This window comes from Nonomuraea maheshkhaliensis, from assembly GCF_039529435.1.
GTDB classification, from domain to species: Bacteria; Actinomycetota; Actinomycetes; order Streptosporangiales; family Streptosporangiaceae; genus Nonomuraea; species Nonomuraea maheshkhaliensis.
This window is the reverse complement of record NZ_BAAAMU010000013.1, coordinates 1-23,043: the sequence shown is the minus strand read 5'-3', so window position 1 is coordinate 23,043 and position 23,043 is coordinate 1. Positions and strand designations below refer to the sequence as shown.

The 23,043-nt window shown below is 71.2% G+C and carries 24 protein-coding genes and 1 pseudogene; 16 read left to right on the top strand and 9 right to left on the bottom strand.

Going from position 1 to position 23,043, the window contains the following annotated elements; all coding sequences use genetic code 11:
- Positions 1-84: 84 nt before the first annotated feature.
- On the top strand, positions 85-573 hold the full coding sequence (locus tag ABFX54_RS11325) for a hypothetical protein (RefSeq protein WP_346103912.1): 489 nt from the start codon (positions 85-87) through the stop codon (positions 571-573).
- Positions 574-679: 106 nt separating this feature from the next.
- Entirely contained in the window at positions 680-2,662 is a 1,983-nt protein-coding gene (locus ABFX54_RS11320) for a hypothetical protein (protein ID WP_346103911.1), read from the top strand.
- A gap of 49 nt (positions 2,663-2,711) precedes the next feature.
- Here the strand turns inward: ABFX54_RS11320 and ABFX54_RS11315 are convergent, their stop codons facing one another.
- Together ABFX54_RS11315 and ABFX54_RS11310 are read right to left on the bottom strand one after the other, a co-directional pair.
- Positions 2,712-3,281: a dihydrofolate reductase family protein gene (locus tag ABFX54_RS11315; RefSeq protein ID WP_346103909.1), complete on the bottom strand. Its 570-nt coding sequence runs from the start codon at positions 3,279-3,281 to the stop codon at positions 2,712-2,714.
- A gap of 191 nt (positions 3,282-3,472) precedes the next feature.
- Entirely contained in the window at positions 3,473-3,637 is a 165-nt protein-coding gene (locus ABFX54_RS11310) for an alpha/beta hydrolase fold domain-containing protein (protein WP_346103908.1), read from the bottom strand.
- A 642-nt stretch (positions 3,638-4,279) separates the two neighbouring features.
- Here ABFX54_RS11310 and ABFX54_RS11305 point away from each other — a divergent pair.
- A complete protein-coding gene (locus tag ABFX54_RS11305) occupies positions 4,280-4,816 on the top strand; it encodes a GNAT family N-acetyltransferase (RefSeq protein ID WP_346103906.1) in 537 nt (178 codons plus the stop codon).
- A gap of 81 nt (positions 4,817-4,897) precedes the next feature.
- Here the strand turns inward: ABFX54_RS11305 and ABFX54_RS11300 are convergent, their stop codons facing one another.
- A complete protein-coding gene (locus ABFX54_RS11300; protein ID WP_346103904.1) occupies positions 4,898-5,656 on the bottom strand; it encodes a P-loop nucleotide/nucleoside kinase family protein in 759 nt (252 codons plus the stop codon).
- Between the two features lie 170 nt (positions 5,657-5,826).
- On the opposite strand from ABFX54_RS11300, the gene ABFX54_RS11295 reads away from it, so the two are divergent.
- Positions 5,827-6,297, top strand: coding sequence for a hypothetical protein (locus tag ABFX54_RS11295; RefSeq protein ID WP_346103903.1), 471 nt, complete (start codon positions 5,827-5,829; stop codon positions 6,295-6,297).
- A gap of 42 nt (positions 6,298-6,339) precedes the next feature.
- Here ABFX54_RS11295 and ABFX54_RS11290 read toward each other — a convergent pair whose 3' ends face one another.
- Positions 6,340-7,032, bottom strand: a complete 693-nt coding sequence (locus tag ABFX54_RS11290) for a GNAT family N-acetyltransferase (RefSeq protein WP_346103902.1) — start codon at positions 7,030-7,032, stop codon at positions 6,340-6,342.
- A 97-nt stretch (positions 7,033-7,129) separates the two neighbouring features.
- On the opposite strand from ABFX54_RS11290, the gene ABFX54_RS11285 reads away from it, so the two are divergent.
- Positions 7,130-7,867: a TetR/AcrR family transcriptional regulator gene (locus ABFX54_RS11285; RefSeq protein WP_346103900.1), complete on the top strand. Its 738-nt coding sequence runs from the start codon at positions 7,130-7,132 to the stop codon at positions 7,865-7,867.
- A 77-nt stretch (positions 7,868-7,944) separates the two neighbouring features.
- Here the strand turns inward: ABFX54_RS11285 and ABFX54_RS11280 are convergent, their stop codons facing one another.
- Positions 7,945-8,217: a recombinase family protein gene (locus tag ABFX54_RS11280; protein ID WP_346103899.1), complete on the bottom strand. Its 273-nt coding sequence runs from the start codon at positions 8,215-8,217 to the stop codon at positions 7,945-7,947.
- A 402-nt stretch (positions 8,218-8,619) separates the two neighbouring features.
- Between ABFX54_RS11280 and ABFX54_RS56905 the strand changes: the two are divergent.
- Positions 8,620-8,817: pseudogene (locus ABFX54_RS56905) on the top strand (DUF6545 domain-containing protein); the annotation flags it as partial.
- Positions 8,818-9,078: 261 nt separating this feature from the next.
- Here ABFX54_RS56905 and ABFX54_RS11270 read toward each other — a convergent pair.
- Positions 9,079-9,570 carry a nitroreductase family deazaflavin-dependent oxidoreductase gene (locus tag ABFX54_RS11270; protein ID WP_346103896.1) on the bottom strand — a complete coding sequence of 164 codons (492 nt, stop codon included), beginning with the start codon at positions 9,568-9,570 and terminating at the stop codon, positions 9,079-9,081.
- The gene (locus ABFX54_RS11265) at positions 9,567-10,010 is read right to left on the bottom strand and encodes a hypothetical protein (protein ID WP_346103894.1); all 444 of its coding nucleotides are present in this window, start codon (positions 10,008-10,010) and stop codon (positions 9,567-9,569) included. The genes ABFX54_RS11270 and ABFX54_RS11265 overlap by 4 nt, the downstream gene beginning before the upstream one ends.
- Positions 10,011-10,416: 406 nt before the next feature.
- Between ABFX54_RS11265 and ABFX54_RS11260 the strand changes: the two genes are divergently transcribed.
- From ABFX54_RS11260 to ABFX54_RS11220, 9 genes are all read left to right on the top strand, one after another.
- Complete coding sequence (locus tag ABFX54_RS11260; RefSeq protein WP_346103892.1) at positions 10,417-11,058, top strand: TetR/AcrR family transcriptional regulator C-terminal domain-containing protein; 642 nt, start codon at positions 10,417-10,419, stop codon at positions 11,056-11,058.
- A gap of 48 nt (positions 11,059-11,106) precedes the next feature.
- On the top strand, positions 11,107-12,357 hold the full coding sequence (locus ABFX54_RS11255; RefSeq protein ID WP_346103890.1) for a coiled-coil domain-containing protein: 1,251 nt from the start codon (positions 11,107-11,109) through the stop codon (positions 12,355-12,357).
- Positions 12,358-12,432: 75 nt separating this feature from the next.
- On the top strand, positions 12,433-12,576 hold the full coding sequence (locus ABFX54_RS11250; RefSeq protein WP_346103888.1) for a hypothetical protein: 144 nt from the start codon (positions 12,433-12,435) through the stop codon (positions 12,574-12,576).
- Between the two features lie 218 nt (positions 12,577-12,794).
- Entirely contained in the window at positions 12,795-13,613 is an 819-nt protein-coding gene (locus ABFX54_RS11245; protein ID WP_346103886.1) for a Tn3 family transposase, read from the top strand.
- A gap of 341 nt (positions 13,614-13,954) precedes the next feature.
- Entirely contained in the window at positions 13,955-14,146 is a 192-nt protein-coding gene (locus ABFX54_RS11240; protein WP_346103884.1) for a hypothetical protein, read from the top strand.
- Positions 14,147-14,302: 156 nt separating this feature from the next.
- Positions 14,303-15,601, top strand: coding sequence for a glycerophosphodiester phosphodiesterase family protein (locus ABFX54_RS11235; protein WP_346103883.1), 1,299 nt, complete (start codon positions 14,303-14,305; stop codon positions 15,599-15,601).
- A 56-nt stretch (positions 15,602-15,657) separates the two neighbouring features.
- Positions 15,658-19,182, top strand: coding sequence for a protein kinase domain-containing protein (locus ABFX54_RS11230; RefSeq protein WP_346103881.1), 3,525 nt, complete (start codon positions 15,658-15,660; stop codon positions 19,180-19,182).
- Positions 19,183-19,302: 120 nt separating this feature from the next.
- Positions 19,303-19,950, top strand: a complete 648-nt coding sequence (locus ABFX54_RS11225) for a VC0807 family protein (protein WP_346103880.1) — start codon at positions 19,303-19,305, stop codon at positions 19,948-19,950.
- A complete protein-coding gene (locus tag ABFX54_RS11220; RefSeq protein ID WP_346103879.1) occupies positions 19,940-20,935 on the top strand; it encodes a glycoside hydrolase family 113 protein in 996 nt (331 codons plus the stop codon). Before ABFX54_RS11225 ends, ABFX54_RS11220 begins: the two co-directional genes overlap by 11 nt.
- A gap of 10 nt (positions 20,936-20,945) precedes the next feature.
- Here the strand turns inward: ABFX54_RS11220 and ABFX54_RS11215 are convergent, their stop codons facing one another.
- On the bottom strand, positions 20,946-21,491 hold the full coding sequence (locus tag ABFX54_RS11215; RefSeq protein ID WP_346103878.1) for a hypothetical protein: 546 nt from the start codon (positions 21,489-21,491) through the stop codon (positions 20,946-20,948).
- A 144-nt stretch (positions 21,492-21,635) separates the two neighbouring features.
- On the opposite strand from ABFX54_RS11215, the gene ABFX54_RS11210 reads away from it, so the two are divergent.
- Positions 21,636-22,385, top strand: coding sequence for a MerR family transcriptional regulator (locus tag ABFX54_RS11210; RefSeq protein WP_346103877.1), 750 nt, complete (start codon positions 21,636-21,638; stop codon positions 22,383-22,385).
- A 31-nt stretch (positions 22,386-22,416) separates the two neighbouring features.
- On the opposite strand, the gene ABFX54_RS11205 is transcribed toward ABFX54_RS11210, so the two are convergent.
- Positions 22,417-23,043 (bottom strand): LysR substrate-binding domain-containing protein (locus ABFX54_RS11205; RefSeq protein WP_346103875.1); only part of this gene is annotated, 627 nt, incomplete at its 5' end.

Below are 23,043 nucleotides of genomic sequence, written 5' to 3'. Positions count from 1 at the left end.
TCCCGAACGCAAGACGAACCGTCTCGTTTCATTTCTCCGGAGTCAGGACGCATTCGAAACGGGCCGCCGCGTACGGAGGCCGGCGTGTCGAGCGTGACGGTCTTCAACCACTTCCCGCGCAAGGAGGACCTGCTCCTCGATCGCGGGGAGGACGCCGTGGCGATCCTGCGCTCGGCGGTGCGCGACCGCGCCGCGGGCGCCGACGTGCTGACGTCCCTGCGCGACGCGACCCTCCGCCTCGCCGACGACCGCCACGCGCTCTCAGGGGTGAAGGACGGATCCGTCCCCTTCTCCCGGACCGTCGCGGCCTCGCCCGCGCTGATCGCCCGCGCCCGGGAGATCGCCGCCGACCCGCAGCGGGTCCTGGCGGACGAGCTCGAACGCGACCCGGACCTCGACGGCGACGCCCCGCTGCTCGCCGCCTTCTTCATCGCCGGTTACGGCAGCGTGATGGTGGAGACCGCGCGCCGCCTCGTCGCGGGAGAGCCGCAGGGGGCCGTGGTGGACGACCACCGGGCCCGCCTGGAACGCCTGTTCGCCGCCCTGCGTGACGGGGTGATCCCGCGTCCGTGAGCGCGTATCCCGGTCGACGCTCCCTCGGGACTTACGAGGTTGTCAAGGCGGGCGGTGACCTTGGAAGCTCTCCTCGACGACGCGTACGAGCTTCCAGGAGCGCCCTGTGATCATCGAGGATCTGTCCGAGCCGGAACTCGCCCTCTGGGAGGCGTTCCCCACAGCGCGTCCCGTGGGCCTTCCCGGCGCCCCCGTCCGGGCCGCGATCATCGTCAGGATGGTGCTCGGCGCCCAGGAGCGTCTCGCCGGGCAGACACCCGGCGTGCACCTGTCCGGCGCCCGGATCACGGGCCGGCTGGACCTGTCGTACGCCGAGGTGCGACACCTGCTGATCTTGACCAGGTGCGAGTTCGAGGAGACGCCGGTCTTCACCGGAGCCCGCACCGGCCTGGTGGACCTCACGGCCTCCCGGGCACCCGGGCTGGATGCCGTGGACGCTGCGATCGGAGGAGCACTGCGCCTGGAAGGCTGCGAGCTGACCGGCCCGATCCAGCTCGCCGGGGCCCACGTGTCCGGGACGCTCGATCTCGGCGGCGCGGCGATCCACGCACATCAGGCCGTCCATGCCGACGGCCTGATCGTCGACCGTGATCTGCTGTGCGCGGACGCCGTCATCGACGGTGAGTTACGCGTCGTCGGCGCCAGGATCGGCGGGACGATGACCCTCGACGGCGCACGGGTCGGGCGGCCAGGCGGCCTCAGCCTCACCGCCGAGGGAGTCGTCATCGACGGCGGGCTGTCGTGTGCCCGCGGGTTCCGTTCCTCGGGGGAGCTGAGCGTGCAGGACGCCCGGATAGGGCGCCGGTGCGTCTTCAGCGGAGCCCGGCTGTCCAACCCGGACGGCGTCGCCATGGACGCGGAGAGACTCGTCGTCGAGGGCTCTCTGCGGCTCGATGACGGCTTCTCGGCCGAAGGTGAAGTCCTCCTGCGCGGAGCCCGAGTGGCCGGTTCGCTCCGAGTCGCGCAGGCGAGTCTCGGCAACCCGGGAGGACGCGCGCTGAACGCGCCGCTGATGGAGATCGGCAGCGGGCTCCGGCTCACACCGGGTCTTGTCGCGAACGGAGAGGTCTTTCTGGACTCCACCCAGGTCCGCGGATCGGTCAACCTCGACGGCGGGACGTTGTCCAACCCGGGTGCGACGGCGCTCTCCCTGCGCCGGCTGGCGGTCACCGGCAGGCTCAGTTGCGGCGAGGGTTTCCGTGCCGACGGGGAGATCGTGCTCATCGACGCCCGGGTCGAGAGCAGCCTGGAGTTTCACGGCGCCGTCCTCAGCAATCCCGGCGGGCGGGTCCTGTCCATGTGGGAGGTGACCGCGGGCGGGGGCATCGACTGCTGCGAAGGCTTCGTGGCCACCGGAGACGTCTCGATCAGGAACTCCCGGATCGCCGCCACCCTGTGCTTCGCGGAGACCAAGATCGACGGTGACCTTCACCTCCGTGGTGTGGAAGCGGCCTCGCTGAAGATCGGGCCCGAGACGGAGCTGCTGCGGGCCGTCGACCTTCGCCACAGCCGGGTCGGCGTACTCGACGACGTCCCCAGCCAGTGGCCCGCTCACGTCCTGATGAACGGCTTCACCTATGACGGTCTGGAGGCTCCCCTGCCTGTCGAGGAGCGGCTCGACTGGCTGTCCAGGGACGACTACCAGCCGCAGCCCTATGAGCAACTGGCCGCCATCTACCGCCGGCAGGGCCACGACGAGGCCGCCCGGGACGTGCTGCTGGCCAAACAGCGTCGCCTCCGCTCTGGGCAGCGGCTCGGGGCGCGGCTGTGGGGATTCGTGCAGGACTGGACCGTCGGGTACGGCTACCGCCCCTTTCGTGCCGCGCTCTGGCTCGCAGCCCTGCTCCTGGTCGGCACGGTCGTTTTCACCGCCCAGGAGCCGCCGGCCTTCAAGCCGGGCGAGGCACCCCCCTTCAACGCCTTCCTCTACACCCTGGACCTGCTGCTCCCGATCATCAGCTTCGGGCAGGAGAGCGCCTTCGGCCCGCGCGGCGCACAACAGTGGCTCGCCGCGGCGATGATCACCGCGGGGTGGATCCTGGCCACGACCATCGTGGCCGGCCTCACTCGCGCACTCTCCCGCCAATGACGCGACCAGCCGGCCGGGAAGCGGGCCGGCTCAGGCGACCGGAAGCCCCTCAGCGGGAGGCCCCGTCCGCCTGAGCCGGCCCGTAGATCAGGTAGACGACACCGGTGGTGAAGGTCTCCGACCTGATCAGCCGCAGCGGAATGGAGTCCGCGCCCTCGTCGAACAGGCGCTCGCCCTTGCGGACGGCGATCGGGTGCACGAGCAGGTGCAGCTCGTCCACCAGCCCCGCGGCCAGCAGCTGGCGGACCACCGAGACCGACCCGCTGATGGCGATGGGGCCGCCCTGCTCGTTCTTCAGCTCCGTGACCGCCCGCACCAGGTCGCCCTGGAGCAGCTCGGAGTTGCGCCAGCTGAACTCCAGCGGCTGGCGGGACACGACGATCTTCCGCGCGTCGCCGAGCGTCTTGGCGAAGCCGGCGTCCTCGCCGCCCTCCGCCTCCCGCTCGGGCCACGCTCCGGCGAAGCTGTCGTACGTCTTGCGCCCGAGGATCAGGGTGTCGGCCATCTGCGCCGTCACGGCGGCGCCCATCTCGTCGTTGAAGTACGGGAAGTGCCAGTCCGCGGGCTCCCCGACGACGCCGTCGAGCGAGATGAACAGGCTTGCCGCGATCTTCCTCATGGTGTTTCTCCAGGTGAGGGGCGGGGCCGTCCGGCCCTGCCGTGTTGGTGTGTCTGTAGTCTCGCGGGTCCGGCTTACGGAATCCTTCAGGTCTTCCTCATGACGGGACGGCCGCGCCATAAGCTTGCTCGCTGATCACCGTCCGGCTCGGCGTTCCGTGCTGTGCGACCGGTTCGTGGACGCCGAGGCGGTCAGGCGGGGTTGACCAGCACCTGCGCCCGCAGGGGCAGCCCGCCGTCCCGGGCGCGGACGGCCGACAGGGCGCTGATCAGCGCGCCGCGGCTCTCGCCGAACACCGCGATCCTGGCCGGGTCCACGCCCCAGCGGGCGGGGTCGCGTACCACGTGCTGGAGCACGTCCCAGCCGTCGTCGGCGGCATCGGACAGCGGGGTGCCCGGTGCCCACCAGGCGGTGCTCGACGGAGACGACGACCGCGGGCAGGTGGGCGGCGAGGTAACTGTTCACCCAGTCGCGCTGCACCGCCGTACCCACGAACCCGCCACCGTGCACGTGCACCACAACCGGCAGCCCGGTCGTATCCGGCGCCGGCCGGTAGACGCGGATCGGCAGGTCACGGCCGGGCAGCCCCACCTCCTGCCACTCGATCACGGCGCCCGGATCCGGCTCCCCGGTGATCGCCCGTGCCTCCGGCGACGATCGCCTGCGATTCTCCGCCTCGCGGAAGGCGAACAGCTCCTCGGCCGTCATCGCCGCCCAGTCCGGATCCCGCCCAGGGCCTGCCGCCGCGCCTCCGTGCCGCTGACTTCACTCACGCGCCCTCCATGCCAGTTCCGCTACATGAAGTATCGATACCTATGGTAGTGAAACTTGTCCTCCTCGGCATGTGACGTCGAGCACATCGACGAGGCCGCCAGGACGCGCCCGTTCCGGCCTCAACGCCCTGGTCGAAATGGTCCTCCGCACTTCACCGAAGCCGGTACTCGCAGACCCCGCCCAGCGCGAACGACACTCCCGAGCGGCGCTGGAACAATCACCATGTGAGAAATCATCCTGAGGTCCCGGCCCGGCTCATCGTGACGGGGCACGGCCTGGTGCTGCGCGAATGGAACGAGGAAGACCTGCCTGACATGGTGGACCTGTTCGACGACCCACAGGTGGCCCTGCGGACCCCGCTCGCCGCGCCGTTCACGCTGAGCGCCGCCCGCGACTACCTGGGCCGAGCGCGAGTGCACCAGGCGGACGGCCGGCAGCTCCAGCTCGCGATCACCACCGACGGCGGCCAGGCCAAGGGGGAGGTGCGGCTCAACCGTTCCACGGGCACGATCAGCTACATCGTGGGCGCGGCACATCGCGGACAACGCCTGGCCACCCGGGCGCTGCTGCTGATGACCGAACACGCTCACGACGAACTGGGCCTGTCCCGGGTGTCGCTGGAGATCGAACCGGACAATCACCCCAGCGTCGCCGTGGCCCGAGCCGCCGGTTTCCGCCTCACCGACGCGCCTCCAGAAGTGGTCACGGTCCGGGACCGCAGCTACGCCCTCCACGTCTGGTCCCATCAACCACTCGCCTGACCCTGCGCAGGGGTTCTCGGGGCGGCCGATGGGCGGACATGCGTGCCGGTGCCCGGCATATCCGTCACGCGGCCATATCCGTCACTCGGTCGCCGGCCCAGGTCGCCTCGGTGCCTCGCCGGCATCGCCGTACGTGAATGAAGGCCACCGGTCCGCGGCCCACTCCGGCCAGCCCGCCCACCCCGGTGGCGGGCCGGGGATGTCGCCGCCGAGCTCGGCGGCATCGGGCGCCTCGAACCGTTCACGCCAGCCGCCGACGTCCGCCTCGCTCATCGGGAACGTCGTGTGCGGTGCGGTCGCCTGACGGTGTGCGATCCGGGCACGCTGGACGTCGGGGTCGATGGGCAGGTAGACGACATGGCAGTCGGCTCCGGCCATCGTCCCCAGCCTGCGCAGTGCCGAGCGTTCGTCGCGGCTCCAGAGCCCGAAGTCGAGCACGACGTCGGTGCCCAGCCGGAGCACCCGAAGGGCCAGGGCGATGAGCCGGCCTTCCAGGAGGTCGCGCTTGCCGTCGGGCTGTGACCCGTCGAACAGGGAGATCATCCACTCGTCCGGGGTCAGCCGGAGCGCGTGGTGCGTCGTGGCGAGTTCTTCGGCCCGGGTGGTCTTGCCGGCGCCGGGAAGCCCGACCATCAGAAACAGCTGGGCGCGCCGGGGCCGCACGTCATGGCCCGGCTCCCCTTTCGCGCTCGCTTGCGCTCTCGTTTTCGCTTTCGCCTGGGCGGTGGCGGCCGGCTTGTCGGCGCTGTCGGCGGCGCTGTCGTCGTCGGCGGCGGCCTGGAACGGCTCGGACGCCTGCGAGACGGGCCCTTGGCCTGCTGAATGGAACTGCTGCGCCATGGATGTGCTCCCCGGATCACACGGGACGGCCCGGCAGCACAGCGAGAGACGCGAGAGGACTGCCGGCGGGACACTGATCCGGCGGTACGCAGTGACACCCACCCCGGCGGGGCAGGCACTGAGCTCGCGGTCTACGGCGACCGCGATACCGCCGCTAAGCGGCGGCGCGGATGTTCATCGCGGCGAAGCAACCCATACCGCCACCATATCCGAGCGCACCTGCCTGGTCACCGGCCTCAGCCGCGTGCGGCGACCGTTCGGCCCTGCCGCCGCCGATCCGTTCGGTCTTGTCGCCATCGATCCGTGAGGAGAGCGAATCAGCGGAACGCCATGATGGCACCAACGGCACCGGCGTGCCCCTGCGCGTGCTCGACGTACCGATCGAAGGCATGGCGGCGCCGGGTGCCGTGATCGAGAGCGCGTCCGCCGACGTGACGGTCCTTCCGCAGGAGCTCGCGCCGCTGGTCGGCCTGCTCTACCCGCTTCTGTGGGCACCGGGCGTCGTGACCACCCTGCTCGCCCTGTTCACCGTCGTCCGCGCGCTGAGCCGGCTGGATCCTGGTCATCGGCTCGGTCCCGAGCAGACGCCGGGCCCGCCGCGGTTGAGGGAGCAGCGCTGGATGAAGGAGAGACGACCCTGAAACGCCGCCCCCACGGTCCGATGGTGGCGGTGCGGCCCGGGATCATTGACGCTTGGCGGACGTCCGCGCTCCGGCCTCTGCCTCCTCAGCGGTGCGGCCGGCACTCCAGATCATCGTCCGCTGGTGGACCCGCCGGCCGTCGTGCCGGAGGCCGGGCACCAGTGGTGCCGGGCCGTGCTCGGCGAAGCCCATGCGCTCAAAGAACCGCACCGCCCGGGTGTTCTCGACGAGGGTCTGCAGGTGGCAGCCGGGAGATCCGGCCTTCCTGAGCCGGTCAAGCCACCGGCTCATCAGCCCGTCGGCGGCACCTGTCCCTCGCGCCTCGGGTGCCACGTTGATGTGCAGGTGCGCGGGCCACCTGGCCTCGGCGAACTCGCCGACGCCAGGCTCCCTGCGAACCGCGGCCCACGCCAGATCGGCCAGGCTGCGCGCGAAGAAGGCCGCGGGTCCGGGCCGGAAGACCAGCCGGTAGGTCCGCATCGCCTTCGCCATGCGCTCGCCCTCCCCGGGGAACCTCGCACTGTCGAGGCATCCCGTCAGGTAGCCCACCAGGGCGCCCCCGGCGACGGCGACGAAGAGCGAATCCGGCTCCAGCTCCATGTAGGGATCAAGGTAGACGGCCGCCTCCGAGTCCACGTGCCCCCACAGCGACGCCGTGGGAGCGCCCTCGCCCACGCGCTCGAACAGCTCGCGCAGCTCGGCGCGGTCACTCGGTGCGAACGTACGGATCTCCATGACGCCTCCCTCACTATGTACAGCCTACTCTGTACGGTATACACGATTACTGCGCTATATGACGTACACAGGTTCCGACCGGGCGAGAGGATGTTCGATGGCAGAGCTGCCACCCGTCGTGGCGCGGATGTGGGACCGCGAACCCACCACGCGCAGAGGCCCCAGGCCGCGCCTGGACCTGGCCACGATCACGATGGCCGCCATCGAGATCGCCGACACCGAGGGGCTGGCCGCCGTCTCCATGAGCAACGTCGCCGCCCAGGTGGGCGTCGCTCCAATGGCGCTCTACCGGTACGTCGGCAGCAAGGACGAACTGCTGACCGTCATGGCCGACAGCGCCGTGCCCCCACCGCCCGAACGCGCGAACCTGTCCTGGCGCGCCTACCTCGCCACGTGGACCCGGCTCACCCGCGACCTCCTGCTGTCCCGGCCCTGGCTGCTGGACCTGCGCCAGAGCATCCCGCCCATGGGTCCGCGGCGACTGCTCTGGCTTGACCGGGCCCTGGACGCGCTGTCCGGTACCGGGCTGGACGACGGCCAGAAGTTCAACGCCGCCACAGTGCTAACCGGCTACGCCCTCACCGACGCCACGCTCAAGCACTCGCTCGGCGCCGGTGGCAAGGAGCTCGCGGCCAGGGCCAAGGGAGGAGCGACCGAGTACGGCGAGATACTCACCGAGGTCCTGGACCCCGCGACGTACCCGGCACTGTCGGCCATGATGCGCTCCGGCCTGCTGAGGGACTCCACCGGCTGGACGGAGGACGCCGACTTCCGGTTCGGCCTCGACCTCCTGCTGGACGGCATAGAGGCGCTGATCGCCCGCCCAGCCCGGTAGCCGGCGCCTGGCCGCTGGGTGCGGAGGAACGCGAATATCCCCTGGCGGCGGGGGATTTCTAGGCCGGCTCTGCTCGGTCACGTGCGGGCCGATCTTCCGCTCTCGCAGATCGGCGCCGAACGTGACCGATGCAGGACTGACCGCGACAGCCGATCCAGGCGGGTGACCCTCAAGGTGCCGCCCTCGCGCAGCAGCCGCGATACGAGAACGAACTTTGGGCGTGAGGGCTTCGCGCCCGAGGCGCGGTCGAGGTGGATGTTCTCGCGTGTCACCCCTGCGCGCATCAGCGCGTCGATCTGGTGATCGGGGTTCTGGTCCGCGGTCGACACCGGCGCGTAGCCGAACAACAAGCGTCGAAAACTACTCCGCGGACCGTTCACCGACATGGAAAACCGGTTGTCGACACATCTGAGCTGGGGCTCCGTGATCGGCTCGCGCGGTGTCGGCAGACGGTCGTTACTCGGCACTGAGATGACCGGCCTCGCGATCACACAGAGCGACAGTGGCTGCTCAGCGCTACTTTGCGGCTGGCGACGCGGACCCGAGTGGGGCCCTGATCGACGGGGTGCTGCCGATGCCGATCCACCTGCCGGCGCTCATCGGCGCGATCCTGCCCGCCTGGGGCCTGCCGGTGAACGCCTCCGAGTCGCTCGCGTGGCTGAGCCGCTACCGCACCTACCAGGCGCTGCGTCCCCTCTGGCGAGCCCTGTGCATCGCCCTCACCCCCGCCGGCCCCGCCCTGGTCGAAACTGGTGACGGTACGCGATCTCCACCTGCGTCTCTACCTCCGGGTCATCGAGATCAGGGACGGCCGCCTGGCGCTGATGCCGCACCTCGACCTGGACACCGCCACGCCCGCGCGCACCAGCGCCGCCCAGGCCGGGGTGAGCGGCCTGGCCCTGGCCGCCCGCGCCGAGGCCGCCGCGCTCCGCGCCGCCTGCACGCCAAGGCGCTCGGCGCGACCGCCGTCTCCGGCCCCGCCTCACACACTCCCGGCGGGGGCGACCTCGACAGCGACACCGTCTTCCTGCGCGACGTCGCCCGCGCCTTCCATCGGCTGGAACGCCAGTCCCACCATGGGTGAGCCCGCGCCGTCAGGAGCCCCCGTGCCCTGCGGACGAAGGTCACGACGAACAGGAGCCGTATACCGCCCTCGACCAGGTCGTCGATGTGCATCGGGGTGTGTCATGCCGCACCTCTCCCCGGGAGGTCTACCTGGCGACGATCAGGAACACAGGATGGCCGGGCGCGATCTGCTGGAACCGTTCCAGCGACGCCCCGGGACCGAGCCCGAGGTGGGGCCTGGCCCCGGGTGCGAGGGCGGCGTAGCCGCGCAGGATCGCGGCGCGCCCCTCGGGCGGGATCTCCTTCAGCACGATCGGGGTGTCACGCCCCCGGCGGTGCAGCACGGCCTGCCCGCCCGCGGCCGGTACGTTCCGCACCCAGTTCGCGTCCGGGCCGAGCATCGACACGAGGTACTCGGCACCTCGATGGCCGGTGACCACGATCGGGATCGACGTGAGGCGCCCGGTGCGGCGGCCGGGCACCTTCAGGACCGCGATCCGGCGCAGGGACAGCCACCGTGATCCGTAGACCAGCGCGTCGAGCCGGTTCGCGTGCCGCATGAGGGAGTTGGGCCGCCCGTACCGGTACATCCAGCGCTTGAGCGCCGCCACCACCCGCACGACCTGCCCGGCGCTCACCCTCGCTCGCTCCACAGCAGTACGACCGCGGCGAGCCCGGCGAGGCAGGGGAGCACCTGCAGCCAGCCGAGCATGGGTGCGAGCCCGACGCCGCCGCTGGTGTCCTGAACGGTCAGGCCGGTGAGCGCGACGCATGCGGCGATCACGAGCAGGCCGCTCGCCACCCAGCGGGCCGAGCCCTTGCCGAGGCGGACCAGCCAGGCGCTGCCGAGCCAGCCGATCAACCCCAGCGCCCCGACCACGGCCAGGATCACCGTGTACGCCATGACGGCGCTGTCGATCTCCGCCGTCTGGTAGGCGGGGTAGCCGGCCCGGATGTGCTCGGCCAGGCCGGCCCGGTCGATGAAGGCGAAGAGGGTCGCGAGCACTGTGAGGGCGGCGCCGACGTACATGGTCGCGAGAGCTCCACGCGTGCCGGACCTGGTTGCCGGGATGGTCATGAGGAGAGTCCTTCCGTGAGATGGGTGGGACCGGCCGCGACACGAGCCGGCCGAAGAGGAGGATGAGCGGCCCCGGCCGCGAGGCGAGCCTGCCCAGACGTAAGGCGGGCGGAGCTGCCCGTGACGCGAACGGACCTTGCCACGAGTCGAACCGGTCCGACCGGGAGGCAAGCGCGGCTGCCCGTGCCACGAGCCGACCCGGCTGAGAGGGGGGCAGTACCGGCCGCGGCAGTGACGAGAGCGGGACCGGCTGCGCCGCAAGCGCGGCTGGTCATGCCGCGCGCCGGCCCGACCGGGAGACGAGTGAGGCCGACTGCAGCCGGCCGTAGACGATTCTTACATCGTATGTTTGTCATGTGCCCACTATACTTACGGCGTAAGAATCGTCCATGTGAGGTAGGCCACCATGTCCCCGAACCGCACCCGCGGCCAGAACGCCGGCCTGACCCGCCAGGCCATCCTTGAGGCGGCCCTGGCGTTGGCCGATCGCGACGGGCTGAAGGCGTTGTCCATGCGGCGCATCGGGCAGGAGCTGGGGGTCGAGGCGATGTCCCTCTACCAGCATGTCGCGAACAAGGACGCCCTGCTCGACGGCCTGGTCGAGCAGATCTTCACCCAGGCCGCCCCGCCGCTCGCCGAGGCGGTCTCCTGGCAGGAGGGCCTGCGCGAGTACGCCCGCGCGCTGCTGCGCATCCTGCTCGCTCACCCGAACGTCATCTCCCTGGTGGTGAGCCGTCCCGCGATCACGCCGCAGAACCACCGCCTGATGGAGAACGCGCTCCACACGCTGCGGGCCGCCGGTCTGCCACCCGAGCGAGCGCTGGACATGCTGTACGCCGTGACCGGTTTCGTCGTCGGCCACGTCGCCATCCTGGCCGGGGGCGGTGACGAGGGGTCGCCGGCCCGGGGGATGCGGCCGATCCCCGAGGAGGAGCTGCGGCAGACTCCGCTGCTCGCGCAGGCCACCCGGGTGCGGCAGTCCTCCGGCTCCGACCCTCGCTTCGACTTCGCACTCGAGGCCATGCTGCGCGGCTTCGAGACCCTCTGAATTTTTATTTTTATTTTCCAGAAATTGATAATTGCTAGACTCCGGTACGTGACCGAAGAGACCAGCTTCGTGACGCCGTGTAGGCACTGTGGCGCGCCGATCGAGCAGCGGCGGGGCCGGGGCCGGCCGAAGTCGTACTGTCCCGACAAGGACTGCCAGGCCGCCGCCAAGCGCGAGCGGGAGCTGCGGCGGGGCACACCGGGGCTGGAAGGAGCGCTGGCCAGGGCCGAGCAGTTGTACGACCGGATGGAGGTCGGACTGGCCGCGGCCCTCGAACCGCTCGCACGGGCGCTGGCCGAGGAGCTCAGCCCCGCGGGGGTCGAAGCCAAGATCAGCGCCGTCCAGGCCGAGGCGCACACCCGCGTGGCCATCGCGCGTACCGAGCGGGAGCAGGCGTTCGAGCAGGTACGGCTCTCGCGGGAGGCCGCCGAGCACGCCAGGAGGCAGACGGCCGAGATGCGGCAGCGCCTGGAGGAGGCCGAGAGCGAGCGCGAGACCGCGCTGGCCGATGCGGAAAGGGCACGGGAGCAGGCCCTGGCCGCCCTGCGCGAGGCCGCCAGCACCGAGCGGCAGGCGTTGCAGACGGTCGAGCAGGCCAAGCGGCGTGCCGAGCTGGCCGAGCGCAGGGCCGAGGAGGCCGCCCGTCAGGTCGACATGACCGAGCAGGCCAAGGACCAGACGACACAGGAGCTGGCCGAGCGGGCCGGGCTGGCCGTCAGACAGGCGGAGGACGCGCGGGCAGAGGTCGTACAGGCTCAGCAGGCGGCCGACCTGGCGCGGGAGGAACGCGATCGGGCTCGGGAGGAGACGGCGGCCGCCGTCCGAGAGCGTGAACGCGCCGAACGCGAGGCGGTCGGGGCGAAGGCCCGGGAGGAGGTGGCGGCGCAGGAGCGCGAACGGGCCGTGGCACGAGCCGTCACGGCGGAACGAGCCGCCTACGAGGCGGAACGCGACCGCGCGATGGCTCTCAGGGACGCGACCCAGGCACAGGCCGAGGCGGAACGGCTGGCGGCGAAGGCGACGGCGGCGGAGGCCGACGGGGCGGCGGCCCTGGCCCGGGAGCGGAAGCTCGTCTCCAAGGAGCGAGCGAGGGCCGACGCGGCGGTCAAGGAGCGCGACCGGTTCCAGAGCGAGCTGCGGCTGGAGCGGATTCGGCTGGAGGACCTGCGGGCGGAACTCGAGGCGGTACGAGCGGAGGCGGCGCAACTGCGCGAACGTGCGGTGGCCGCGGAACTGCGGGAACAGGCGCTGGCGGCGCAGCTAAAGGCCCAGGTGGTGACCGACGAGCCGCGGGACTAGGGGGTCAGCAGATTTGGCACGAAGCCCGGCGTTGACGGACTTCCCGCTGGTCGGCGAGCCGAACGTTCCCTGTCTTTGAACCCGGCCCGCGCCGAATTCCGTTCGGTTCACAGCGCGGACGCGCAACTGCTGGAAGGCGCGGCCTGGGAGGCGGTCAAGGACAGCGTGCTGACCGACCTCGGCCTGCCCGAAGAGGGTTCCGGTAGCAATCGCGGATAACCCAACGAACCTATCTGAACTGCGGTTATTCGCCTTCCTGGGACGTTCAACGATCTTTGCCGCTACGGTTCGTACTCGTTGCAGCGCTTCCGTGGAGGTTGATGGGGTTGGCGCCCCAGTTCTTCTCTGATGAGCAGATGGAGCGGCTGCGGTCGTATCCGGACATCGGCCGGGAGGAACTGATCCGTTCTTCACGCTGACGCGGAAGGATCTGGGCTGTGCCGGGCTCGCGCCGCTACGCCGACCCGGGAACATATCTGTACACGCCCGAGCAGTGGGAGTCCAAGCGGGCGGAGTTCTGTCAGCTGGTCCGCAAACCCGCTCAGGCGGCCGAGGCGATCGAGCAGGTCAAGGAGGAGCTCCACCAGGCCCTGAAGGATCTGGGGGAGACGCTGGCCAACGCCTCCCCGAACGATGTCGGCGCGGTCCGGCTGGACGAGGCCGGGCGGCTGGTCATCCCGCCGCTGTCGGCCGAGGACATCCCGGCCGAGGCCAGGAAACTGCGGGAGGAGCTGTCGGGGATGCTGCCGTTCGTACCGATCGCTTCCCTGCTGATCGAGCTGGATGCCCGCACCGGCCTCCTGGACTGCTTCACCCACGCCGGCGGCCGCAAGTCGAAGCTGTCGGTGGAGCAGAAGCGCAACATCCTGGCCGTCCTGATCGCCGGGGCCACCAACCTGGGCCTGACCCGCATGTCGGAGGCGTGCGGGGTGTCCTACGACACCCTCGCCTGGTCCCAGGAGTGGTATGTGCGGGAGGAGACGCTGCGCAAGGCGAACACGGTCCTGGTCAACCACCGCTACAAGCTGGAGCTGGCCAAGAAGTTCGGCGGCGGCACCATGTCGTCCTCGGACGGGCAGCGCTCCCCCGACGAACTGCTGTCGTTCATCGCCCCCGGCCACCGCGAGAACATCAACTTCCTCGGCTTCATCGAGGTCGACATCGAAGCCGAACTCGCCAAACTGGACGACGGCTGGCGGCCGCTGCGGCCGACCCTGGTGAACGAGTCAGGCACCACCTTCCTGATCAATCCCTGATGCCCGAACCCTGGAAGAACCATGATCGTGGCCGCCTGTCGGCGTGCGGGGCCGTATGAGCGGTGGCTCACCCCTGAAGACCGCCGCAGGCTCAGCCTCTGTACTGGCCCCGTGTCGAGCTCCACGGCCGGTTCCGGTTGGACATGGACATCGAGGTCGAGGGAGCCGTCCAGGTCGCCGGGGACGGTGCCGCGCAGCGCGATCTCGTCGCCGCTCCCCGCGTCGGGGAAGCGTCCGGGAACGAGTCCGTCGCGCCACGTCGAGGACTCCACACAGCATGGATTCGGCAAGGCACTCCGTTGCCACGAAGGTCCCCGACCAGGCTGATCTACCCTTCCGGCATGGCATTTGTTATCCCGGAGATCAAGGTCGGCCTGGCCGAGCTCGGCGGCGAGCAGGGGACCTGGTGCACGAAGTGCGGCAAGCGCGCGACCCTGTACATCGTCGATCCGGAGACCGGAGGCCACGCGTTCGCCTGCACGGCCGACGTCGGCGCGGAGATCGAGGACATGCTGCTGCGGACCGCTGGTTAGCCGGAACGAAGCCTATACCGCTGGACAACGGGCAAAGGGAGATCACCGGTCGGCAGCCGTGACGTCGCGAAACATTCATCCGCCGGACGGAGGAACCGTTTACAGTGCCCACGCGCGAAAGATCCATCCGCGTGCGCCTAGACAGAAAGTTCCCCCATGCGACTCCCAGGCTTCATCGTCCAGCGGCTGCGTACCGCGCTCGTCTGCTCGGCCGCGCTGGCCGCCGTGGCGGCGACGCTCGTCTCCGCCCAGGCCGTTTCAGCGGACGCCTCGACACCACCGGAAACGGCCGCCGGCCGGCAGGTGAAGCGCGGCGAACCGGTGGTCTGGTCGCACCGGGGCGCCTCGAAGAACGCGCCGGAGGAGACGACCGCGGCCTACCAGCGGGCCCTGGCCGACGGCGCCGACGTTCTCGAAGGAGACCTGGCCCAGACCAAGGACGGCGTGCTCGTGGTCATCCACGACAACACCCTCGCCCGGACGACGAACGCCGAGGAGGTCTTCCCCGACCGCGCCCCGTGGAACGTCATCGACTTCACCCTGGCCGAGATCAAGCAGCTCGACGCCGGCTCGTGGTGGGACCCCGCCTTCGCCGGGCAGCGGATCCTCACCCTGCGCGAGTGGTTCCAGCTCACCGGCGGCCGGGCGGGCCTCGCGCCCGAGCTCAAGTCGCCGACCCTCTACCCCGGTATGGTGGAGAACCTGGTCAAGGAGCTGCGCGCCTGGGGTTACACCCATGACCTCAAGGCCAGGAACGGCGCTCCGCAGATCTGGGTCCAGTCCTTCGACGAGCCCGCGCTGCGCCAGTTCCACGCGCTGCTGCCCAAGGTGCCGACCCTGCTGCTGCGCAGCGGCTACCCGTTCATGACGGCGACCGACGAGGTGCTCACCGAGCTCGCCACCTGGACCACCGCCGTCGCTGGCAACCCGGTCCAGACGACCGCCTCCCAGGTCGCCCGGGTCCAGTCCTTCGGGCTGAAGGTCGTCAGCGAGGTCGAGGACGGCCCGTCCATCCTGAGCATGATCGAGCTGCAGGGGTACGACTACCTGTTCACCAACGTGCCGGACGTCGCCAAGGCCGTGCTGAACGACAAGACGCCGCTGCGTACGACCCACGGTGTCGTCATCGACAGCGTGGTGTACAACCCCGACGGCAGCGACGTCGAGCCCGGCGGAGGCGAGTACATCGCCCTCCGCAACACCACCCGCAGGCCGATCGAGCTGACCGGCTACACCCTGCGCGAGTTCGGCAACACCCTCCTGCGGGTGGGCGACCGCGCCGTCATCGAGCCGGGCAGCTTCTACAAGGTGTACGTCGGCCCCGGCACCGACCGGCCGGACGCGCACTTCAACGGCCTGACCACGGGAGTGCTCGCCAACACGGTCACCGACCACGTCTACCTGTACGACTCCAAGCGGGTCATGGAAGACCTGTACTCCTACCTCGCCTCCTGACGGGAAGCGCTGGAGCCAGGCGGAACCTTGTGCGCGGTCCGGGCATCTAACACGCCGTGAACGCGCTCATCGCTGGAGATCCGCAGCACATCGGCGAGTACTGGCTGGCGGGCCGGCTCGGCGCCGGTGGCCAGGGGGTCGTGTACGACGCCTACGACGGGGAGGGCCGCCGGGTCGCGCTCAAGGTGCTCCACGGGGCCGGCGACCAGGCGGGCCGTGACCGGTTCGCCAAGGAGGCGGCGGCCGCCGGCCGGGTGGCGTCGTTCTGCACGGCCAGGGTGCTGGACTCCGACCTGTCGGGCAGCCGGCCGTACATCGTCAGCGAGTACGTGCCGGGGCCGAGCCTGCGCCAGGCGATCACCCAGGGGCGCAGGTTCACCGGCGACGATCTGCACCGGCTGGCCACGGCGGTCGCCACCGCGCTGACCGCCGTGCACGACGCGGGCGTGATCCACCGCGACCTCAAGCCGGACAACGTGCTGCTCGGCCCCGACGGTCCACGGGTGATCGACTTCGGCATCGCGCGCACCGCCGACATGTCGCTGACCAGGACCGGCGAGGTGGCCGGCACGCCCACGTACATGGCGCCCGAGGTGTTCATGGGGCAGCGGGCGGGGGCTCCCGCCGACGTGTTCGCCTGGGGCGCGATCATGGTGTTCGCCGCCACCGGCGCGGACCCGTTCAGAGCCGACAATCTGGGCGGGGTCATGCACCAGGTGCTGTCGGCGCAGCCCGACCTGGACGGGCTGCCGCCGCGGCTGGCCACGCTGGTGGCCGCCGCGATGGACAAGGACCCCGCGGCCCGTCCCACCGCGCGCGACCTGCTGCTCGCGCTGGTCAGCGGCGACGGACGCGACATGCGCGGGCTGCTGACCGCGGGCAGTCACGCGGCCAGGGGCGTGCACGTGCCCGACTCGGCCGTCCCGGCGCTGGGCACGATCGCCGAGGACGCCTACGGGGCGCTCACGCCGGACGAACGCGAGCTGGCCGCCGAGGTCTTCCTGCGCATGGTGGCGGTCACCGACGACGGGCACGAGACCGTCCGCTGGGCGCTCAAGGAGGAGCTGCTGGCCGGCCGCTCCGAGCGGGAGATCGTGGCCATCGAACGCATCCTGCGCGCCTTCTCCTACCTGGTGACGCAGAAGGGCGACGCGGTGGGGCTGTCGCGTCCCGCCCTGCTGCGTGCCTGGCCCCGGCTACGGCTGTGGGTGGACGGTGACCGTGACGGGCTCGCCGTCCTGAGTCAGATCAGCGACGCGGCCCGCAGATGGGCAGAGAACGGGCACAAGGACAGCGATCTGCTGCAGGGCAGCCGGCTGGACGACGTGCTGACCTGGGCGGCCACCGGGCGCAGGCACATCACGCTGACACCGGGCGAACGCGATTTCATCGCCGCGGGCACCCGGCTGACCAGGAAGCGCATCCGCCGCAGGCGGCTGACCACGCTCGCACTCTCAGGATTGCTGGCGGTGGCGCTGGTGGCGGGCGGCATCGCGGTGCTGCAGAGCAGGCAGGTGGCCGAGCAGAGCACGCTGGTCGGCCGCCAGCGCGACCAGGCCGTGGGCCGGCAGGTCGCGGCCGAGGCCGACAAGCTGCGCACCACCGACCCGGCCGGGGCGATGCTGCTCAGCGTGGCCGGCTGGCGGCTGGCCCCGGGCACCGACACCAGGCGGAGCCTGACGACCTCGCTGACGATGCCGGAGAGCGCGGTCTTCCGCGACCCGGGCGCCAAGGGGGTCTCCGCGGCCGCGGCGGCGGCCGGCGGGCGGACGCGGGTCATCGCCGGCGAGGACGGGGTGCGGGTCTACGACACTCCCTCGCGGCGGCAGACGGCGTTCTGGACGTGGCCGGACGGGCTGCGCGCCCTGCCGGCCGCGGCCGCGCTCAGCCCGGACGGCAGCACGCTGGTGATCGTCAGCAGGGACAGGGCGTACTCCTGGGACACCATGACGGGCAGGAAGTTGCACGAGCACCGCGTGGGCGAGGGCACGCCGGGCGTGCACGTGGCCTTCGACGGGCACGAGAGCCTGGCCGCGGTGATGCGGGAACAGTCGGTGGAGTTCCTGTGGGACACCAGGACCGGCAGGTCGTACGCGCCGGAGCTGGAGGCGGACCCCGCTCCGGCCATCGCTCCTTCCGGCGCCTACATCGCCGGGGTCGGGCTTAACCAGGGCGGGCTGAAGGTGATCCGCCTGCCCGATCTCACCGTGGACACCCGGATCCCGAAGAAGTGCGGCACGGTGGTGGCGTTCACGCCGGACAGCCGGCGGCTGCTCTGCGCGAACGGCGACATCGAGGCGTGGGACCTGCGCACCGCCAGGAAACTGCCCGACGAGGACCGGCCGTTCTGGCAGAACTCGGCCGCGGACGACCTCAGCGGCGCGAGACTGCGGGTCAGCCGCGACGGCCGCCGGTTGCTGGCCGCCGACGGGCGGAGGATCCACCTGTGGGACGCGGACGAAGGCGACGAGCTCTACACCTACCAGGCGGAGGGCGAGGTCGACGAGGTCTGGCTGGACCCTGACGGCGGGTCCATCCGCTATCTGCTCGACAACTCGATCATCTCCGTCGACCCCGGCTCCCGCAGCTCCTCCCGCGAACTGCCCGGCGGGTACATCGTCGACGCGTTCAGCCAGGACGCCCGCCTGATCGCCGCCACGAAGGACGACGGCCCCGTACGCGTGGGCGACGGGCGCGGACCCGGCGTGCCGATGCGCGGCAGCGAGGGCGGCACCAGCACGCTGTTCGACCCGGCGGGCAGACGGCTGGCCGTCCTCACGACGGAGCACACGGCGATCTCCGTCTGGGACGTGGCCACGGGCACCCGGCTGTGGCGCTACGCCGTTCCGAAGGATCAGCTCGTGCTCTCGCGGGCGTTCACCCCCGACGGTGGCAAGCTGGTGCTGTCGCTCAAGGAGCTGAGCCAGCGGGACGCGCTCAACGAGCTGGTCGTGCTGGCCGCCGACAGCGGCCGCGTGCTGTCGCGGCACCCGCTCAACACCGCCACCGGGACCATCGTCTCCAACCGTGACGGTACGGCGGTGGTGAGCAGCACGGGCAAGGTGCTCGACCTGCGCACCGGCGCCGCCGTCGGCCCCGGCTTCCACGGCGAGGGGCAGACCCTCGCGGTCAGTCCCTCGGCGCCGCTGCTGGCCCTCGGCTCCACCACGGTGGAGCTGTGGGACCTCGCGAAGGGCGCCGAGCTGCCTCCCGCCCTGCGCGTGGCGAGCAACGCCCAGGTCGAGGCCGTGCTGTTCGGGCATCGTGGCGATCTGCTCGCCCTGATCAGCAGAAGCATCGGTGAGACGTTCGACGACGTCTACACCGTCCAGATCTGGGACGTCGCCTCACGGCAGCGGCTCGGCTCGTTCCCCATCGAGATCTTCGACCTGCTGGCGTTCAGCGCCGGCGACGACCGCCTCTACGTCTCGGGCAACAAGTCGGGGACCGTCACGGAGATCCCGGTCGCGGGGGACCGGATCGCCGAGCTCGTGTGCGAGCGCGCCGGTCGTACCTTGAGCGTGCGGGAGTGGGACCGGTACCTGAAGGACGTCCCGTACCGGGATGTCTGCTCGCGCTGAGCGGATCCACCCGGGGGAGCCCTCATCCACCTCAGGGTGGAGATCACGGGTCTCATGCCACGGGTTGAGGACCCCCGTACGGCGCGTGACTACCGTCTCCGATCCAGGAGGCGACATCACATGGACAAACGCAAGCTCATCGTCGGACTGCTGTGGGACGCCGGGCTGCCCACCGCGGTCTTCTACCTGTGCCGGGCGCTCGGCCTCGACCCCATGCCGGCCCTCATCGCGGGCGGGCTGGCGGCCCTGGCCCGGGTCGGATACGTCGCGGTTGTACGGCGCCGGCTGAACGGGCTCTCCGCCCTCGTGGCCGCGACCTTCCTGCTGCTGCTCGTCGTGTCGGCGCTCACCGGCGACCCCCGGCTGCTGCTGGTCAAGGAGTCGATCCTGACCGGCGCGGCGGGCCTGCTGCTGGTGGGCTCCTGCGCGCTCGGCCGGCCGGTGCTCTTCGCCCTCGTCCGGCGTCTCGGCGCGGGCGGCGACGCGGCGCCGGGGCGGTGGGAGGAACGGTGGCGGACCGAGCCGGCGCTCAGGCGGCAGTTCTTCCTGCTGAGCCTGGTGACGGGCAGCGGGCTGCTGCTCGACGCCGTCGTACGGGTGGTGCTCGTCTACCTGCTGCCCATCGACACCATGGCGGGCCTGTCGACGGCGCTGCACGTCACCACTCTGGTCCTGCTGGGCGGCTGGGTTATGTGGTACCGCCGCCGCCGCGTTCAGGCCGCCCACCCCGTTACGGAGACAGGATCGGAGCACACTCATGCGCGGTAAGGGAATCCATTACGACACCGGGACCCGCGTGACGGACGGCTGGAGCCGGCCGGCGTTCGACGTCTCGGACGTGCGCCGCGACATGCGGGCCATCGCCCGCGAGCTGCACTGCACCGCGGTGCGCGTCACCGGCAGCGACCCCGGCCGGCTGACGATCGCGGCCGAGCAGGCGGCCGAGGCGGGGCTGGAGGTGTGGTTCGCCCCGTTCCCGTGCGATCTGACCACCGGGCAACTGCTGCCGCTGTTCGCCGAATGCGCCGACCGCGCCGAGGCACTGCGCCGGGGCGGTGCCAGTGTCGTGCTGGTCACCGGCGGTGAGCTGAGCATGTTCTGCCACGGTTTCCTGCCCGGGGACGACTTCCTCACCCGCATCGCCCTGTTCACAGGGGCCAAACCTGATCCGCGGGAGCGGCTCGCCGCGCTGCCCGCGCGGATCAACGCCTTCCTCGCCGAGGCCGCCGACACGGTCCGCGCGCGGTTCGGGGGCAAGATCACGTACGCCTCCCTGCCGTTCGAGCGGGTGGACTGGGCGCCCTTCGACTACGTCGCGGCCGACGCCTACCGCGCGGCGCGCAACGCCGCCACGTTCCGTGAGGAGATCCGCGACCTGCACCGTCACGGCCGCCCGGTGGTGATCACCGAGTTCGGCTGCTGCACCTACCGCGGCGCCGCGGACAAGGGCGGGGCCGGCTTCCTGATCGTCGACCGTGACCACGAACCCTGGCGGCTGGACGGCCACTACGAACGGGACGAGGACGGGCAGGCCGCCTATCTGCGTGATCTGCTGCGCGTCTTCGAGGAGGAGGGCGTGGACACAGCCTTCTGGTACACCTTCGCCAGCTACCGCTACCCGCACCACGCCGACCCCCGATTCGACCTGGACCTGGCCGCGTTCGGGCTCGTCCGGGTCGATCCGGACCTGAGCCTCCGGCCCAAGGCCGCCTTCCACGCCCTCGCCGCCGAATACGGCGAGGAGCGAAGGTGATGATCGTCCGTCAGAAGACGCCGTTCACCTGGTTGGACTCGCTGGTGATAGTGTCGCCGGCGCCGTCGACCCACCTGGCCCGCACGAAGATCTCGTCGCCGGCGGTGTCGAGCGAGCCCCAGTCCTCGTTGAGCTGATCGTGCGTGGCGGGCAGCCGTACGCGCAGGTGGATGCCGTTGTCGTCGGCGTAGAGCGGCCCCCTCCGGTAGGTGTACGGGCCCATCTGCAGGTTGTCGAACCAGGTGTCGCGTCCCATGACCCGCAGCTCGACCCGCGCGCCGTTGTTGATGTAGCCCTGCCCGTCGTACCTGTTCGACGGGAGCCAGACGTCGATGTTGACGGCGTAGGTGTTGTTGTCGTGGCTCGGCCCGGGGAAGGTCTCGATGCTCAGGCCGACGTGCATCTCGGTCACGGCCGCCGCCGGCAGGGTCGCCACGGACAGGGCCAGGGCGAGGCCGGCTCCAGCGGCGGCCAGCCGCCGTCCGAGCCGGCCCGCCCGGCCGGAGGGTACGGCCCGCGGCCGCTGGTCACGGGTGCGGTGGATCAAGGCGAACATGGGTCTCCTCTTCGTCAAGGGCGCTGCCCCTACGCGATGGCGGCTTCACCGGGAAGACGTTCCGCGCCGTTCCAAGCCGTTCCAGCCGTCCGGGGAGCACGTGGGTTTGACCTTGACGTGGCGTCAACCTGTTCAATGAGACGCATGAGGATCGGCGAGCTCGCGGCGCTGGCCGGGGTGTCCACCCGGACCATCCGCCACTACCACCACCTGGGGCTGCTCCCCGAGCCGGAACGGCTGGCCAACGGCTATCGCGAGTACCGGTTGCGCGACGCGGTGGCGCTCGCCCGCGTGCGGCGCCTGGCCGAGCTGGGCCTGTCGCTCGACGAGGTCCGCGACGTCCTGGCCGACGACGAGGGCCAGGAGCTGCGGGAGATGCTGCTGGAGCTGGACGGCGACCTGGCCAGGGAGCAGACGGCGATCGCCGCCAGAAGGGCCCGGCTGGCGGCGCTGCTGGCGGAGGCGGACCTGCGTCCCGACTCGACGGTGTCGCCCGACATGGCGGAGGTGCTGCGCGGCCTGCCCACGGGCACCTCGGCGTTCGCCGAGTTCGACCGCGAACTGCTGACCCTGGCCGCCAGCGGGCGCGACCCGGAGGGCCGGGCCGAGTTCGCCGAGCTGCTGCGGCCGCTCACCGAGCCGGAGGCGTACGCGCGCGGGCAGGCCCTCATCGCCCGGCTCGACGAGCTCGCCGACGCCGGCCCCGATGATCCGCGCGTGGCCGCGGTCGCCGGTGACCTCGCGGCCCACCTGCCCGGCGAGATGGTCTCGGCGATGCTGGCGAGCCTTGACGACACGAGCATCGGCCACTGGCTGGAGGAGATGCTGCGCGAGCTGCCCGCCGCCCAGGCCCAGGTCTTCGAACTGCTCGTGGAGCGACTGCGGCGGGGGTGAAGGTGTTCAAAACCGGGCGGCGGCGACGGTGTCAGAGCCGGGCGGCGACGCCGACCAGCCGGGCGAGCGGGAGCGAGCGGCTGTGCGCGGGCCAGGCCAGGGTGGTGGTGACGGCGGGCGCGTCGCTCACGGGAACGGCGGCGTGCTCGGCCCACAACCAGGCGTAGGCGGAGGCGGGAATGACGATCAGGGCGAGCCCGAGCGCGACCAGCTGCGCCATCTGCGCCTGGTCCCTGACCTCGGGGCCGGGGCCGGGCGGATAGCCGCCGTCCAGCCGGGGCCAGCGGGCGATCGGCAGATCGGGTACGCCGGCCGCCTCGGCCATGGTCAGCGAGTCGCGCGTGGCCAGCGGATGCCCGGCCGGCATGACGGCGACCTGCCCCTCGGTCAGCAGGTCCTGGGTGTCGAACCCGGACAGGTCGTCGAAGGGCCGGTGCACGAGCGCCACGTCGGCCCGGCCCTCGCGCAGGAGCCTGGCCTGCTCACCGATGCCGCACATCAGCACCTCGACCTCGGCCGCCTCCGGTTCCGCGGCGTAGGCGTCGAGGAGCTTGCGCAGCAGCTCGTGGGAGGCCCCGGCCTTCGTCGCCAGCACCAGGCGGTCGCCGTGCTGGGCGGCGCGGCGGGTACGGCGGGCGGCGGCGGCCGCGGCGTCGAG